The organism is Pseudomonas sp. WS 5146 (assembly GCF_012985495.1).
GTDB lineage: Bacteria > Pseudomonadota > Gammaproteobacteria > Pseudomonadales > Pseudomonadaceae > Aquipseudomonas > Aquipseudomonas edaphica.
Genome location: NZ_JAAQWL010000007.1, coordinates 322728 through 338559 on the forward strand (window position 1 = coordinate 322728; position 15832 = coordinate 338559).

Here is a 15832-nt window from a genome sequence, read left to right on the forward strand (position 1 = left end):
ACGCCTCCGACCTTACTCTTATCGACTCAGAAAATAAGATGATTCAGTTTTACAAAAAGCCGCTACTACTTAGGCTTCTTGGTACCGTACTTCGAACGACCCTGGTTACGACCTTTAACGCCGGAAGTATCCAAGGAGCCGCGTACGGTGTGGTAACGAACACCTGGCAAGTCTTTTACACGACCGCCGCGGATCAGTACCACGCTGTGCTCTTGCAGGTTGTGGCCTTCACCGCCGATGTACGAGGAAACCTCGAAACCGTTGGTCAGACGCACACGGCATACTTTACGCAGTGCCGAGTTAGGTTTTTTCGGCGTGGTGGTATACACACGAGTGCATACGCCACGACGTTGCGGGCAGTTCTGCAGCGCAGGTACGTCGGATTTCTCGACGATACGCTTACGCGGCTGACGTACCAGCTGGTTGATAGTTGCCATCTACTAGCTCCACTGTTGTCTTGCGACGCTATTGTCTTGCAAGAAAAGCAAAATGGCAGGAACGAATTCCCGCCAAATTTAGGGGTACAAGAGTCTAAAGAGGATCTTGCCCCCAGTCAAGGCAAGGCCCCGACCTCCCCTCTCATCGAACCGGGACAAAAATGCCTCGATCCGACGAACGGGGGCTGCCAGGGCCCAGACTTATTTATCGCAGAACTCAGTTACCGCTTGAGTTCAGCGCTTCGGTCAGTGCAGCTTCCACTTCACTGGCGCTTACGCGCAGCGGCTTGTCAGCATCACGGCGGCGCTTGCGCTCGCTGTGGTAAGCCAAACCGGTACCTGCCGGGATCAAACGACCCACGACTACGTTTTCTTTCAGGCCGCGCAGGTAATCGCGCTTGCCGGTTACCGCTGCTTCGGTCAGTACGCGAGTGGTCTCCTGGAAGGAGGCCGCCGAGATGAACGACTCAGTGGACAACGACGCCTTGGTGATACCCAGCAACACACGAGTGAACTTGGAGACAAATTTGTCTTCCGCGCCCAGACGTTCGTTTTCTACCAGTACGTGAGTCAGTTCCATCTGGTCGCCCTTGATGAAACTGGAATCGCCGGATTCAGCGATTTCAACTTTACGCAGCATCTGACGCAGGATGGTCTCGATGTGCTTATCGTTGATCTTCACGCCTTGCAGACGGTAAACGTCCTGGATCTCGTTAACGATGTACTTGGCCAGCGCACTCACACCCAGCAGACGCAGGATGTCGTGTGGATCGCTCGGGCCGTCGGAGATAACTTCGCCGCGGTTTACCTGTTCGCCTTCGAAGACGTTCAGGTGACGCCACTTCGGAATCAGCTCTTCGTACGGATCAGTACCATCGTTCGGGGTAATGACCAGACGGCGCTTGCCTTTGGTCTCTTTACCGAACGCGATGGTGCCGCTGACTTCAGCCAGAATCGACGCTTCTTTCGGACGACGAGCTTCGAACAAGTCGGCAACACGCGGCAGACCACCGGTGATGTCGCGAGTCTTCGAAGTTTCTTGCGGGATACGCGCGATAACATCACCGATCGCGATCTTCGCACCATCCGCTACACCGACCAGGGCGTTGGCTGGCAGGAAGTACTGAGCAATTACGTCAGTGCCTGGCAGCAACAAGTCCTTGCCGTTATCGTCAACCATCTTAACGGCAGGACGGATGTCTTTACCGGCAGCTGGACGATCTTTCGCGTCGAGTACTTCAATGTTGGTCATACCGGTCAATTCGTCAGTCTGACGCTTGATCGTGATGCCTTCTTCCATGCCCACGTAGGTCACGGTACCTTTCATTTCGGTAACGATTGGGTGAGTGTGCGGATCCCACTTGGCCACGATTGCGCCAGCGTCGACCTTGTCACCTTCTTTAACCGAGATCACAGCACCGTACGGCAGCTTGTAACGCTCGCGCTCACGACCGTAGTCATCAGCGATTGCCAGCTCACCGGAACGGGACACAGCAACCAGGCAACCATCCACTCGCTCAACGTGTTTCAGGTTGTGCAGACGGACAGTACCGCCGTTCTTCACCTGAACGCTGTCAGCTGCGGAGGTCCGGCTTGCCGCACCACCGATGTGGAACGTACGCATGGTCAGCTGGGTACCCGGCTCACCGATGGACTGGGCAGCAATTACGCCAACCGCTTCACCGATGTTCACCTGGTGACCACGAGCCAAGTCACGGCCGTAGCACTTGGCGCAAATGCCGTAGCGGGTTTCGCAGCTGATCGGCGAGCGAACAATCACTTCGTCGATGCTGTTGAGTTCGATGAACTCGACCCACTTTTCATCCACCAGGGTGCCAGCAGGAACGATAACTTCCTCGGTACCTGGCTTGAATACGTCACGGGCAATTACTCGACCCAGTACGCGCTCACCCAACGGTTCTACAACGTCGCCGCCTTCGATGTGCGGAGTCATCAGCAGACCGTGTTCGGTGCCGCAGTCAACTTCAGTCACAACCAAGTCTTGCGCAACGTCTACCAGACGACGAGTCAGGTAACCGGAGTTAGCCGTTTTCAACGCGGTATCCGCAAGACCCTTACGAGCACCGTGAGTGGAGATGAAGTACTGAAGTACGCTCAAACCTTCACGGAAGTTCGCAGTAATCGGCGTTTCGATGATGGAGCCGTCCGGCTTGGCCATCAGGCCACGCATACCGGCGAGCTGACGGATCTGCGCAGCAGAACCCCGTGCGCCCGAGTCGGCCATCATGTACATCGAGTTGAACGACTCTTGATCGACTTCTACGCCATGACGGTCGATAACCTTCTCTTTCGAGAGGTTAGCCATCATCGCCTTCGACACTTCGTCGTTGGCCTTGGACCAAAGGTCGATCACTTTGTTGTACTTCTCGCCCTGGGTTACCAGGCCGGAGGCGTACTGGCTTTCGATTTCTTTCACTTCATCAGTTGCAGCATTGATGATCTGGGCTTTTTCATCCGGGATAACGAAGTCGTTAACACCGATGGAAACGCCGGAAATGGTCGAATAAGCAAAGCCGGTGTACATCAGCTGGTCAGCGAAGATCACGGTCTCTTTCAAACCAACCACGCGGTAGCACTGGTTGATCAGCTTGGAGATCGCCTTTTTCTTCATCGGCAAGTTGACGACGTCGTACGACAGGCCTTTTGGCACAACTTGATACAGCAAGGCACGGCCGACAGTGGTGTCGACAATACGGGTGCCGCTCACGCTGCCGCCATCACGGTCGTTGACGGTTTCGTTGATCCGCACTTTGACCTTGGCGTGCAGTGCGGCTTCGCCGGCACGGAACACACGGTCAACTTCTTGCAGGTCAGCGAACACACGACCTTCACCTTTGGCGTTGATCGCTTCACGAGTCATGTAGTACAGACCCAATACAACGTCCTGCGACGGAACGATGATTGGCTCACCGTTGGCTGGCGACAGAATGTTGTTGGTCGACATCATCAACGCGCGCGCTTCCAACTGGGCTTCCAGTGTCAGCGGTACGTGCACGGCCATTTGGTCGCCGTCGAAGTCGGCGTTGTACGCAGCACAGACCAGAGGGTGCAGCTGGATAGCCTTACCTTCGATCAGTACTGGTTCAAACGCCTGGATACCCAGACGGTGAAGGGTCGGTGCACGGTTGAGGAGAACCGGGTGTTCGCGAATCACTTCAGCGAGAACGTCCCAAACCTCTGGCAGTTCGCGCTCGACCATTTTCTTGGCCGCTTTGATGGTGGTCGCGAGACCGCGCATTTCCAGCTTGCCGAAGATGAATGGCTTGAACAGCTCAAGTGCCATCTTCTTGGGCAGACCGCACTGGTGCAGACGCAGGGTCGGGCCTACGGTAATTACCGAACGACCGGAGTAGTCAACACGCTTACCGAGCAAGTTCTGACGGAAACGACCTTGCTTACCCTTGATCATGTCAGCCAGGGATTTCAGAGGACGCTTGTTGGAACCGGTGATAGCGCGGCCACGACGGCCGTTGTCGAGCAAGGCATCGACAGCTTCTTGCAACATACGCTTTTCGTTGCGCACGATGATGTCCGGAGCGGACAGATCGAGCAGGCGCTTCAAGCGGTTGTTACGGTTGATCACGCGGCGGTACAGGTCGTTGAGGTCGGACGTCGCGAAACGACCACCGTCCAACGGTACCAGCGGACGCAGGTCTGGCGGCAGAACCGGCAGAACGGTCAGCACCATCCACTCTGGCAAGTTGCCGGAACCCTGGAAGGCTTCCATCAACTTCAGACGCTTGGACAGCTTCTTGATCTTGGTTTCGGAGTTGGTTTGCGGAATTTCTTCGCGCAGACGGCCAATCTCGTGCTCCAGGTCGATAGCGTGCAGCAGCTCGCGGACAGCCTCGGCACCCATACGGGCATCAAAGTCGTCGCCGAATTCTTCCAGCGCTTCGAAGTACTGCTCGTCGTTCAGCAGCTGACCTTTTTCAAGGGTGGTCATGCCTGGATCGATAACGACATAGCTCTCGAAGTAGAGAACGCGCTCGATATCACGCAGGGTCATGTCCATCAGCAAGCCGATACGGGACGGCAGCGATTTCAGGAACCAGATGTGGGCAACCGGCGAAGCCAGTTCGATGTGCGCCATGCGCTCACGACGAACCTTGGCCAGTGCAACTTCAACGCCGCACTTCTCGCAGATCACACCACGGTGCTTCAAGCGCTTGTACTTACCGCACAGGCACTCGTAATCCTTTACCGGGCCAAAGATCTTGGCGCAGAACAGGCCGTCACGCTCAGGTTTGAACGTACGGTAGTTGATGGTTTCCGGCTTTTTAACTTCACCGAACGACCACGAACGGATCATCTCAGGCGATGCCAACCCAATACGGATGGCGTCGAACTCTTCGACTTGACCCTGGTTTTTCAGCAAATTCAGTAGGTCTTTCAAGGCCTTTCCTCCTGGCGGAGCAGAGAGCGGGCTAAACAACCCCGCTCTCGATTCGCGTCACGTGTTATTCGGTTTCCAGATCGATATCGATGCCGAGGGAACGAATTTCTTTGATCAACACGTTGAAGGACTCGGGCATGCCCGGCTCCATACGGTGATCGCCGTCCACGATGTTTTTGTACATCTTGGTCCGACCGTTCACATCGTCCGACTTCACTGTGAGCATTTCTTGCAGAGTGTATGCAGCACCGTATGCTTCCAGTGCCCAGACCTCCATCTCCCCGAAACGCTGACCACCGAACTGAGCCTTACCACCCAGCGGCTGCTGGGTAACCAGGCTGTACGAACCGGTAGAACGAGCGTGCATCTTGTCGTCTACCAAGTGGTTCAGCTTCAGCATGTACATGTAGCCAACAGTAACCGGGCGCTCAAACTTGTTGCCGGTACGGCCGTCGAACAGCTGCATCTGGCCGCTTTCTGGCAGGTCTGCCAGTTTCAGCATGGCCTTGATTTCGCTTTCCTTGGCACCGTCGAACACCGGGGTAGCCATTGGAACGCCGCCGCGCAGGTTCTTCGCCAGGTCCAGGATTTCCTGGTCGGAGAAGGTGTCCAGCTCTTCGTTGCGACCGCCGATCTCGTTGTAGATCTCGTGCAGGAACTTACGCAGGTCAGCAACCTTGCGCTGCTCTTCGATCATACGGTTGATCTTCTCGCCCAGACCTTTGGCCGCGAGGCCCAGGTGGGTTTCGAGGATCTGACCAACGTTCATACGCGAAGGTACGCCCAACGGGTTGAGGACGACGTCGACCGGGGTGCCATTGGCATCGTGCGGCATGTCTTCAACCGGCATGATCACGGAGACCACACCTTTGTTACCGTGACGACCGGCCATCTTGTCGCCCGGCTGGATGCGGCGACGGATTGCCAGGTAAACCTTGACGATTTTCAGCACGCCTGGAGCCAGGTCATCGCCCTGCTGCAGTTTGCGCTTCTTGTCTTCGAACTTGTCGTCCAGCAGACGGCGGCGATCAACGATGTAGGCCTGGGCCTTCTCGAGCTGCTCGTTCAGAGCATCTTCAGCCATGCGCAGTTTGAACCACTGGCCGTGCTCAAGACCGTCGAGTACTTCGTCGGTGATGTCCTGACCTTTCTTCAGACCTGCGCCGCCTTCAGCCTTGTGGCCTACCAGAGCGGAACGCAGACGTTCGAAGGTCGCGCCTTCAACGATACGGAACTCTTCGTTCAGGTCCTTGCGGATCTCGTCGAGTTGAGTCTTCTCGATGGACAGTGCACGAGCATCACGCTCAACGCCGTCACGGGTGAAGACCTGTACGTCGATAACAGTACCCTTGGTACCGGTAGGTACACGCAGGGAGGTGTCTTTAACGTCGCTGGCTTTTTCACCGAAGATGGCACGCAGCAGCTTCTCTTCCGGAGTCAGTTGGGTCTCGCCTTTCGGAGTGACCTTACCTACCAGGATGTCGCCTGCGCCAACTTCAGCACCTACGTAAACGATACCGGCTTCGTCCAGCTTGTTCAGTGCAGCTTCACCCACGTTAGGGATGTCTGCAGTGATTTCCTCTGGCCCAAGCTTGGTATCACGTGCCACACAGGTCAGTTCCTGAATGTGGATCGTGGTGAAACGGTCTTCTTGAACAACACGCTCGGACAGGCAGATGGAGTCTTCGAAGTTGAAGCCGTTCCATGCCATGAACGCGATGCGCATGTTCTGACCCAGAGCCAGTTCACCCATGTCGGTGGACGGGCCGTCGGCCATGATGTCGCTACGCTGAACGCGGTCACCCTTGCTCACCAGCGGACGCTGGTTGATGCAGGTGTTCTGGTTCGAGCGGGTGTATTTGGTCAGGTTGTAGATGTCGACACCGGCTTCGCCAGTTTCAACTTCATCATCGGCAACACGAACCACGATACGGCTGGCATCAACGGAGTCGATCACGCCGCCACGACGGGCTACGACGCAAACGCCGGAGTCACGGGCTACGTTACGCTCCATGCCGGTACCTACCAGCGGCTTGTCAGCGCGCAGGGTTGGTACAGCTTGACGCTGCATGTTGGAACCCATCAACGCACGGTTGGCGTCATCGTGTTCCAGGAACGGGATCAGCGACGCTGCAACCGAAACTACCTGCTTCGGCGAAACGTCCATCAAGGTGACGTCTTCCGGCGCCTTGACGGTGAACTCGTTCAAGTGACGAACAGCTACCAGCTCGTCGATCAGGACTTTCTTGTCGTTCATCGTGGCCGAAGCCTGAGCGATCACGTGATCAGCTTCTTCGATGGCGGACAGGAATACGATCTCGTCGGTGACCAGAGCGTCTTTCACCACGCGGTACGGGCTCTCGAGGAAGCCGTACTGGTTGGTGCGCGCATAAGCGGCCAGGGAGTTGATCAGACCGATGTTCGGACCTTCCGGCGTTTCGATCGGGCAAACACGACCGTAGTGCGTCGGGTGTACGTCACGAACTTCAAAGCCAGCACGCTCACGGGTCAGACCGCCCGGGCCCAGTGCAGAAACACGGCGCTTGTGGGTGATCTCGGAGAGCGGGTTGTTCTGGTCCATGAACTGGGAAAGCTGGCTGGAACCGAAGAACTCTTTCACTGCCGCAGCCACTGGCTTGGCGTTGATCAGGTCTTGCGGCATCAGGCCTTCGCTTTCAGCCATCGACAGACGCTCTTTGACCGCACGCTCAACACGCACAAGGCCAACGCGGAACTGGTTTTCGGCCATTTCGCCTACGCAGCGAACACGACGGTTACCCAGGTGGTCGATGTCATCGACGATGCCTTTACCGTTACGGATGTCGACCAGAGTCTTCAGTACCGCGACGATATCTTCCTTGCACAGCACGCCCGAACCTTCGATCTCGGTACGACCGATACGACGGTTGAACTTCATCCGGCCGACCGCAGACAGGTCATAACGCTCAGGGCTGAAGAACAGGTTGTTGAACAGGGTCTCGGCAGCGTCTTTGGTCGGTGGCTCACCAGGACGCATCATGCGATAGATCTCGACCAGCGCTTCCAATTGGTTGCTGGTGGAGTCGATCTTCAGTGTGTCGGAGATGAACGGACCGCAGTCGATGTCGTTGGTGTACAGGGTCTCGATGCGAACAACCTGGGCCTTGGCGATTTTTGCCAGGATTTCGGTGTTCAGCTCGGTGTTGCACTCAGCCAGGATTTCGCCTGTAGCCGGGTGAACGATAACCTTGGCGGTGGTGCGACCCAGGACGTAGTCCAGAGGCACTTCCAGCGACTTGATGCCGGCTTTTTCGATCTGGTTGATGTGGCGCGCAGTAATACGACGACCCGCTTCAACGATCACTTTGCCGTTTTCGTCCTGAATGTCCAGAACGGCAATTTCACCACGCAGACGCGAAGCAATCAGCTCCAGGCTGAGGGTTTCATCCTTCAGGCTGAATACGTTGGTGGTGTAGAAAGCGTCCAGCACCTGCTCAGTGGTGTAACCGAGCGCGCGCAGCAGTACCGAGGCCGGCAGCTTGCGACGACGGTCGATACGCACGAACACGCAGTCTTTCGGGTCGAACTCGAAGTCCAACCACGAACCGCGGTACGGAATGATCCGCGCGGAGTACAGGAGTTTACCGGAGCTGTGCGTCTTGCCGCGGTCGTGGTCGAAGAACACGCCCGGGGAACGGTGCAGCTGGGAAACAATAACACGCTCGGTACCGTTGATTACGAAGGTACCGTTTTCAGTCATCAGTGGGATTTCGCCCATGTAGACTTCTTGCTCTTTGATGTCCTTGATCGCTTTGTTCGACGATTCTTTGTCGAAAATGATCAGGCGGACTTTTACCCGCAAAGGTACGGCGTACGTAACACCGCGCAACACGCATTCTTTGACATCAAATGCCGGTTCGCCCAGGCGATAACCCACGTACTCCAGCGCAGCATTGCCGGAGTAGCTGATGATCGGGAAAACGGATTTGAAGGCCGCATGCAGGCCCACGTCGCGGAACTGATCTTTGGTCGCTCCCGCCTGCAAGAATTCACGATACGAATCCAGCTGGATAGCCAGAAGGTACGGGACATCCATGACGTCCGGCAACTTGCTAAAGTCCTTGCGGATACGTTTTTTCTCAGTATATGAGTAAGCCATCAGCGTTCCCCAGCTTGGTCACCTGCTTGTTTGGCCCCTCCGACGGGAGCAGCCAGAAAATCTTGCAAACCCCATGGTTTGCACCACCGCATCGGGTGGTTACAGCGCGTAATTGGCGGCGACCGAGTCGACAGCCAAGAACGGAAAAAGGCCGGTGGCAAGAGCCACCAGCCATCAGCCTTCAGCTTAACGCTTGGGCTGGAGACGCAAGGTCGATGCTTACTTCAGCTCGACTTTAGCGCCTGCTTCTTCCAGCACTGCTTTAGCTTTGTCAGCGGCGTCTTTCGACACTGCTTCCAGAACCTGGGCAGGAGCGCCGTCAACTACAGCCTTGGCTTCTTTCAGGCCCAGACCGGTCAGTTCACGAACTGCCTTGATCACGTTTACTTTCTTCTCGCCAGCTTCCAGCAGCATGACGTTGAATTCGGTTTGCTCTTCAGCAGCAACAGCAGCAACAGCTGGGCCAGCGGAAGCAGCGGCAGCGGAAACGCCGAATTTTTCTTCGAAAGCTTTGATCAGCTCAACAACCTGCAGAACCGACATTTCAGCTACGGCGTTGAGGATATCTTCTTGGGAGATAGACATTACTGTATTTCCTGAATTGGGGGACGGCCTACGCGGCCATCGAAATAAACAAAAATACGCGAAAGGAGGTGCTCAGCCTTAGGCTGCGGCAGCTTCTTTTTGCTCGCGAACTGCGGCCAGAGTACGAGCCAACTTGCTGGTAGCGCCTTGAATCACGCTCATCAGCTGAGAAATAGCTTCGTTACGGGTCGGCAGTGTTGCCAGTACGTCGATTTGGTTAGCTGCGAGGAACTTGCCCTCGAACGCAGCTGCCTTGATCTCGAACTTATCCTGACTCTTGGCGAATTCCTTGAACAAACGGGCAGCAGCACCCGGGTGATCTTTGGAGAACGCGATCAGAGTCGGGCCGGTGAACACGTCGTTGAGAACACTGTATTCAGTGTCAGCAACAGCGCGCTTGAGCAGGGTGTTACGTACAACACGTACGTATACGCCAGCTTCACGAGCCTCTTTACGGAGTCCGGTCATAGCGCCTACTGTCACACCACGGGCATCAGCCACGACAGCGGACAGAGCAGCTTTGGCAGCCTCGTTGACTTCAGCGACGATGGCCTTCTTGTCTTCGAGATTAATTGCCACGGGTTTAACTCCTGCTTGTTACCGTTTCATCTGGCCGAAGCCGGATGTCGTTTTGGTGTCTGATTCGGTAAGGAACCGGGAGCACCATCTGCGTAGGCTTGAGGTTTAAGGCTTGCGCCGCCTACGGTCTTGGATAGCCCCCGCCAGGCAGGGACCCCAATTTTTTCAATTGGCGCGATCTCTCGCACCAACGTATTTCTTATACGTCCAGCGAGCCTTGGTCGATGACCAGACCTGGGCCCATAGTGGTGCTCAGGGTAACGCGCTTGACGTAGATACCTTTCGAAGAAGCTGGCTTGATACGCTTCAGATCAGCGATCAGGGCTTCAACGTTTTCCTTCAGCTTGACGGCATCGAAGCCGACTTTGCCAACGGAGGTGTGAATGATGCCGTTTTTGTCGGTGCGATAACGAACCTGACCAGCCTTGGCGTTTTTAACCGCGGTAGCTACGTCTGGCGTTACGGTGCCGACTTTAGGGTTAGGCATCAGACCACGTGGACCGAGGATCTGACCCAACTGACCTACAACGCGCATTGCATCCGGGGAAGCAATAACTACGTCGTAGTTCAGGTCGCCGCCTTTCATTTCGGCAGCCAGGTCGTCCATGCCAACGCGATCAGCGCCGGCGGCCAGAGCAGCTTCAGCTGCCGGGCCTTGGGTGAAGACAGCAACACGTACAGTCTTGCCAGTACCGTGTGGCAGCACAGTAGCGCTACGAACGACCTGGTCGGATTTACGTGGGTCAACACCCAGGTTTACAGCAACGTCAACGGACTCGCTGAACTTGACAGTCGACAGCTCGGTCAGCAGGGCAGCGGCGTCTACAAAGTTGTAGGCCTTGCCTGCTTCGATTTTGCCGGCGATAGCCTTTTGGCGCTTGGTCAGCTTAGCCATTACACACCCTCCACGTTAAGGCCCATGCTACGAGCAGAACCGGCGATGGTACGCACGGCTGCATCCATATCAGCTGCAGTCAGATCCGCGTTTTTGGTTTTCGCGATTTCTTCCAGCTGAGCACGAGTTACGGTGCCAACCTTAACGGTGTTAGGACGAGCGGAACCGCTAGTCAGACCAGCAGCTTTCTTCAGCAAAACCGAAGCCGGGGTCGACTTGGTTTCGAAAGTGAAGCTACGGTCGCTGTATACAGTGATGATCACTGGAGTCGGCAGACCTGGCTCAAGACCCTGAGTACGGGCGTTGAAGGCCTTGCAGAATTCCATGATGTTCACGCCGTGCTGACCCAGAGCCGGGCCGACAGGTGGACTTGGGTTGGCCTGAGCGGCCTTCACTTGCAGCTTGATGTAAGCGGTAATCTTCTTGGCCATGAGGCACTCCAATTACGGGTTCAAACGCCTCGAAAGGCTCCCCGGTTACTTGCGCGTTTATCCCAGTGACGACAAAACCCCACAGCCTAAGGCTGCGGGGTTGGGATGCTTGCTCAGCTAGACCTTCTCGACCTGGCTGAACTCCAACTCTACCGGAGTAGAGCGACCGAAAATGAGCACTGCCACTTGGATCCGGCTCTTTTCGTAGTTAACTTCTTCGACGGTGCCGTTGAAATCAGCAAACGGACCATCTGTGACACGAACAACCTCACCCGGCTCGAACAACGTCTTCGGCTTAGGCTTGTCGCTACCGTCAGCAACGCGACGCAGAATTGCTTCCGCCTCTTTGTCGGTGATCGGAGCAGGCTTATCAGCAGTACCGCCGATGAAACCCATGACACGAGGAGTGTCCTTGACCAAGTGCCAAGTACCTTCATTCATGTCCATCTGAACCAGCACGTAGCCAGGGAAGAACTTGCGTTCGCTTTTGCGCTTCTGACCATTCCGCATTTCAACCACTTCTTCAGTGGGAACCAGAATTTCGCCGAAGCCATCTTCCATGCCTGCAAGCTTTACGCGCTCTAGCAAAGAGCGCATAACATGCTTCTCGTAACCCGAGTAAGCATGCACAACGTACCAACGCTTAGCCACGGGACACCCTTAGCCAACAATCAAGGAAACAAGCCAGCCGAGCAGGGAATCAAGCCCCCACAACAGCAACGCCATAACCAGAACAACAGCCACAACAATCAACGTGGTCTGCGTGGTTTCTTGGCGAGTCGGCCAAACGACTTTACGAATTTCGGTGCGAGCTTCCTTTACCAGGACCGCGAAAGACTTGCCTTTGGCAGTCTGCAGGCCTACAAAGGCAGCTACAGCAGCAAGAGCGAGCAAAGCGAGTACGCGGTACAGGATCGGCGAAGCAGAGTAGTACTGATTGCCAACAACGCCTACGACCACCAACGCGACCACAGCGAGCCACTTGACGAGATCGAAACGAGAGCTTTGAGCTTCAGCCTTAGGAGTCATCTATGAAGATCCTGTGAAAAGAAAGCCAGACACACCACGTGAATCTGGCAGGTCAGGAGGGAATCGAACCCCCAACCTACGGTTTTGGAGACCGTCGCTCTGCCAATTGAGCTACTGACCTAAAACAAAATCAGGCCGACCATTATGCAGGCCTGAAAAAGACTTTACAACAACCAACCCCACTGGACCTGAAATCACCTGGCAACAAAGCCAAATGCAACACCAACAAGCCGAGGCAGCTGTTAAAACAAAGGCAGATATTTTCATATCTGCCTTGTTATATGGAGCTCTTGAGCGGATTTGAACCGCTGACCTCACCCTTACCAAGGGTGTGCTCTACCAACTGAGCTACAAGAGCAAAACACATTGCACAACCTGCAAACTTGGAGCGGGTAGCGGGAATCGAACCCGCATCATCAGCTTGGAAGGCTGAGGTTCTACCACTAAACTATACCCGCGGAGCTTGCAGCTCACGCTAAAAATGGTGGAGGGGGAAGGATTCGAACCTTCGAAGTCGTAGACGTCAGATTTACAGTCTGATCCCTTTGGCCGCTCGGGAACCCCTCCTAAGCGAGCCGGCATTCTACATCACGCCGGCCTTCTGTCAAGCATTTTCTCATTAAAAATATGAGGTTAGCTGCGTTGACCTTCGCTTCACGCTGTAGACCGTAAAGGTCTTCACTGCGAAGCGGGCGCCATTCTATGCAAACTATTCGACAGTTGCAACGCCTTCGCACAACATTATTTTATGTTTTAACTCATTGAATTCCTTAGCAAGGTTTTCAAACGGCAGATCCTCAGCCAACCTCCTGCTTTCAGGGGCGACACGAAGCCAATAGCCGGAGGCATCAGGCGTATTGAGGAGAAGCACTTTGACCTTTATATCCAGGCTTATGAGGCGCTGCTCTACCGACTGGGCCTGGCGCTGATCAGCGAAACCACCGATGTATAGACACGTACTTTGTGCGTCAGGCGCTTTTGCCCGGTCGCGCCGAACCATGGGGTCAGAGGATTCACTCAATAGGCGAATATCCTGCTGAGAGCCCTTATAGAGACTCAGTGGCGTTACATCTTTAGCACGCAATGGGGCTTCCTGTTGATGCCAGATGTAATAGAAGGCATTGAGAACGAGCAAAAGCAAAAACAGCCAACGCATAAATACCTCAGGACAAAGGGCACGCCATCGCCAGACCAACAAAAACCAGATCAGGAACAAAACGAGCGTGAGGCACGGCATCGGAGACCAGGTCAGCATCCCCGCCAGTCAGAAAAACCGTGAAGTCATTCCCCCAATAGCTCCGAGCCAACTCAAGCTGTGTCAAAACAAACCCTCTGAGCATCAGCGTACAACCCCGCTCAACGGCTTCCACAGTCGTCCGCCCCGGCGAGAGGCGTGCCAGGGCCTGCTCTGCCGCAATATCGTCGTAGCGGATTTTGCGCGTGTGCGTTCGCAACTGGCTGCGCATGAGGGGCATTCCCGGGCAAATGAAGCCGCCAAGGTGCTCACCATCGGCAGCAATAAAGTCTGCAGTGGCTGCGGTACCGAAATCGAGTACCAGGCAGGCACCTGATGCCAGCTTGAAACCACCGAGCATTGCCAACCAACGATCCAGCCCAAGACGCTCAAACTCTTCGTAGCCGTTACGTACACCCGCCGCCTCCCTCGCTGAGACAGCACAAGACACAACAACCCCAAATGCCCCCTGCAATGCCTCAACCAACTGCCCGGTCTCTTCGGAGGCCCGAACACTTACCAGGCGGCAGCGCGTCAATGACAACCCCGGGATTGCCTTCAGGCCCTCGATCAACTCAAGGTCCGAGCCGACAACACCCTCAGCGGACGCCCTGGCCATAGGCGAATCGAGCACACGCCACTTGATAAAGCTATTCCCACAGTCGAGCTCAAGAATCATCACGCAACCTCAGGCTTAACTCACCGCCGCTGTATATTTTCTCGACACCCTCGACACTCAGCCGCAGCGCGCCCTGGTGATCAACACCCAGCACCACACCATCAATCTGGTTAACACCCGCGATAAGAGATACGGCCTTACCCTGCCACAAATGATTTCGCTCCCACTCTTCCTGAAGCGCAGCAAAACCGAAAGCCTTATGTCGCTCCAGGTGACTTTGCAACTGCAGTCCAAGGCGTGCGACCAAGTGATTTCGGTCGACAGGGGAGCCCGTCTCCAACTGCGCCGACGTCCACTGCTGATCGACCTCTGCCGCCTTCTGCATATTTACGTTGATCCCTATACCGAGCACAACATGGCAAACATCAGCGGGATCTCCAACCAATTCCAGCAAGATACCGGCAATTTTTTTCTGCCCAACCAGGACGTCATTCGGCCATTTCAAGGCGGCGCCCTGGACACCCAACTCACGCAGGGCCTGCATGACTGCCAATCCGACGACAAGGCTAAGCCCTTCCAACTGCCTCAGCCCGCCGTCAATGCGCAATACGAGGCTGTAATACAGGTTTTGAGCAAACGGACTGACCCACTTGCGGCCCCGCCTCCCTCTTCCCGCCGTTTGCTGCTCCGCAAGCACCAGAAATGGCGCCGCGCAACCTGTGCCGACGAGGCGCAAAGCCTCGGCATTGGTGGAGTCTATGGAGTCAGAGATGTAAACAGGCCACGCCAAAGCAGGAGCGCGCTCTTGAATTTCTTCAGCACTCAAGAACACCAATGGAGATGCTAGCTGGTACCCCCTGCCGCGAATTTTATGAATGGGCAGGTTCAATTCAGACTCCAGATGCTGGAGCTGCTTCCAAACAGCACTGCGGCTGACACCCAGGGCAACACCGAGCGCCTCTCCGGAGTGGAATCGACCATCTTTGAGAAGTGTTAACAACGTCAGCATGCAAGCATCGCCTCACAATGAGGCACGCATGATAGCCATGCGCAAGGTCATTGCATAGAAAGGACAGGATTTAGCACTGGAGGCTGCTGCAAAGCAGGCTTACGTGGCATCTCAGCCTGAACGCGTTGTGATTAACGCCACTCGTGAGCGAGATTTACGCCTAAACGAGCGCCCAAAACAAAACCCCTGATTGCGTTAGCAATCAGGGGTTTCGGAATTTAATCTTGACGATGACCTACTCTCACATGGGGAAACCCCACACTACCATCGGCGATGCATCGTTTCACTACTGAGTTCGGGATGGGATCAGGTGGTTCCAATGCTCTATGGTCGTCAAGAAATTCGGGTACTGAGTCGTAGCCAGTTGGCTTCGCTTCAGCAAATTGGGTATGTGACAGCTTTCGGTGTTTTGTGAGCGTCGAACTTTCGGTTTATCTCGTCTTCACACACCGCAATATG

At 55.3% G+C, this 15832-nt stretch carries 12 protein-coding genes, 4 tRNA genes and 1 rRNA gene; all 17 read right to left on the reverse strand.

The genetic code is table 11. The features are described from left to right. Positions 1-65: 65 nt before the first annotated feature. Entirely contained in the window at positions 66-437 is a 372-nt protein-coding gene (gene rpsL / locus HBO41_RS19820; RefSeq protein ID WP_002555494.1) for a 30S ribosomal protein S12, read from the reverse strand. 217 nt (positions 438-654) lie between these two features. Further along, a complete protein-coding gene (rpoC, locus tag HBO41_RS19825) occupies positions 655-4854 on the reverse strand; it encodes a DNA-directed RNA polymerase subunit beta' (RefSeq protein WP_017135962.1) in 4200 nt (1399 codons plus the stop codon). A 64-nt stretch (positions 4855-4918) separates the two neighbouring features. Continuing rightward, positions 4919-8992 carry a DNA-directed RNA polymerase subunit beta gene (gene rpoB / locus HBO41_RS19830; RefSeq protein WP_017135961.1) on the reverse strand — a complete coding sequence of 1358 codons (4074 nt, stop codon included), beginning with the start codon at positions 8990-8992 and terminating at the stop codon, positions 4919-4921. A gap of 219 nt (positions 8993-9211) precedes the next feature. Beyond that, complete coding sequence (gene rplL, locus HBO41_RS19835; protein WP_010566858.1) at positions 9212-9577, reverse strand: 50S ribosomal protein L7/L12; 366 nt, start codon at positions 9575-9577, stop codon at positions 9212-9214. A gap of 78 nt (positions 9578-9655) precedes the next feature. Next, entirely contained in the window at positions 9656-10156 is a 501-nt protein-coding gene (rplJ, locus tag HBO41_RS19840) for a 50S ribosomal protein L10 (protein ID WP_003176433.1), read from the reverse strand. A 199-nt stretch (positions 10157-10355) separates the two neighbouring features. After that, positions 10356-11051 carry a 50S ribosomal protein L1 gene (rplA, locus tag HBO41_RS19845; protein WP_003232403.1) on the reverse strand — a complete coding sequence of 232 codons (696 nt, stop codon included), beginning with the start codon at positions 11049-11051 and terminating at the stop codon, positions 10356-10358. Continuing rightward, on the reverse strand, positions 11051-11482 hold the full coding sequence (gene rplK, locus HBO41_RS19850; RefSeq protein WP_003176435.1) for a 50S ribosomal protein L11: 432 nt from the start codon (positions 11480-11482) through the stop codon (positions 11051-11053). The genes rplA and rplK overlap by 1 nt, the downstream gene beginning before the upstream one ends. A gap of 117 nt (positions 11483-11599) precedes the next feature. Beyond that, positions 11600-12133 carry a transcription termination/antitermination protein NusG gene (gene nusG / locus HBO41_RS19855; RefSeq protein ID WP_003176436.1) on the reverse strand — a complete coding sequence of 178 codons (534 nt, stop codon included), beginning with the start codon at positions 12131-12133 and terminating at the stop codon, positions 11600-11602. Positions 12134-12142: 9 nt separating this feature from the next. Then, the gene (secE, locus tag HBO41_RS19860; RefSeq protein ID WP_003194658.1) at positions 12143-12511 is read right to left on the reverse strand and encodes a preprotein translocase subunit SecE; all 369 of its coding nucleotides are present in this window, start codon (positions 12509-12511) and stop codon (positions 12143-12145) included. Positions 12512-12556: 45 nt separating this feature from the next. After that, a tRNA-Trp gene (locus HBO41_RS19865) sits at positions 12557-12632 on the reverse strand. Between the two features lie 161 nt (positions 12633-12793). Next, a tRNA-Thr gene (locus HBO41_RS19870) sits at positions 12794-12869 on the reverse strand. Between the two features lie 26 nt (positions 12870-12895). Next, positions 12896-12969: transfer RNA gene (locus HBO41_RS19875), tRNA-Gly, on the reverse strand. Between the two features lie 24 nt (positions 12970-12993). Beyond that, positions 12994-13078, reverse strand: a tRNA-Tyr gene (locus HBO41_RS19880). 142 nt (positions 13079-13220) lie between these two features. Continuing rightward, entirely contained in the window at positions 13221-13667 is a 447-nt protein-coding gene (locus tag HBO41_RS19885; RefSeq protein WP_017135960.1) for a hypothetical protein, read from the reverse strand. Between the two features lie 7 nt (positions 13668-13674). Next, positions 13675-14424, reverse strand: a complete 750-nt coding sequence (locus HBO41_RS19890; protein ID WP_017135959.1) for a pantothenate kinase — start codon at positions 14422-14424, stop codon at positions 13675-13677. Next, positions 14414-15373 (reverse strand): bifunctional biotin--[acetyl-CoA-carboxylase] ligase/biotin operon repressor BirA, encoded by a 960-nt coding sequence (gene birA / locus HBO41_RS19895; protein ID WP_169987447.1) that lies wholly within the window; start codon positions 15371-15373, stop codon positions 14414-14416. Before birA ends, HBO41_RS19890 begins: the two co-directional genes overlap by 11 nt. Positions 15374-15595: 222 nt before the next feature. Beyond that, positions 15596-15711 (reverse strand): 5S ribosomal RNA (rrf, locus tag HBO41_RS19900). Positions 15712-15832: the final 121 nt, after the last annotated feature.

Excerpts from the sequence above, each read along its gene's own strand:
- rpsL (WP_002555494.1), bottom strand. The coding sequence starts at position 437 with ATGGCAACTATCAACCAGCTGGTACGTCAGCCGCGTAAGCGTATCGTC.
- rpoB (WP_017135961.1), bottom strand. The coding sequence starts at position 8,992 with ATGGCTTACTCATATACTGAGAAAAAACGTATCCGCAAGGACTTTAGC.
- rplL (WP_010566858.1), bottom strand. The coding sequence starts at position 9,577 with ATGTCTATCTCCCAAGAAGATATCCTCAACGCCGTAGCTGAAATGTCG.
- rplA (WP_003232403.1), bottom strand. The coding sequence starts at position 11,051 with ATGGCTAAGCTGACCAAGCGCCAAAAGGCTATCGCCGGCAAAATCGAA.
- rplK (WP_003176435.1), bottom strand. The coding sequence starts at position 11,482 with ATGGCCAAGAAGATTACCGCTTACATCAAGCTGCAAGTGAAGGCCGCT.
- secE (WP_003194658.1), bottom strand. The coding sequence starts at position 12,511 with ATGACTCCTAAGGCTGAAGCTCAAAGCTCTCGTTTCGATCTCGTCAAG.
- HBO41_RS19885 (WP_017135960.1), bottom strand. The coding sequence starts at position 13,667 with ATGCGTTGGCTGTTTTTGCTTTTGCTCGTTCTCAATGCCTTCTATTAC.
- HBO41_RS19890 (WP_017135959.1), bottom strand. The coding sequence starts at position 14,424 with ATGATTCTTGAGCTCGACTGTGGGAATAGCTTTATCAAGTGGCGTGTG.
- birA (WP_169987447.1), bottom strand. The coding sequence starts at position 15,373 with ATGCTGACGTTGTTAACACTTCTCAAAGATGGTCGATTCCACTCCGGA.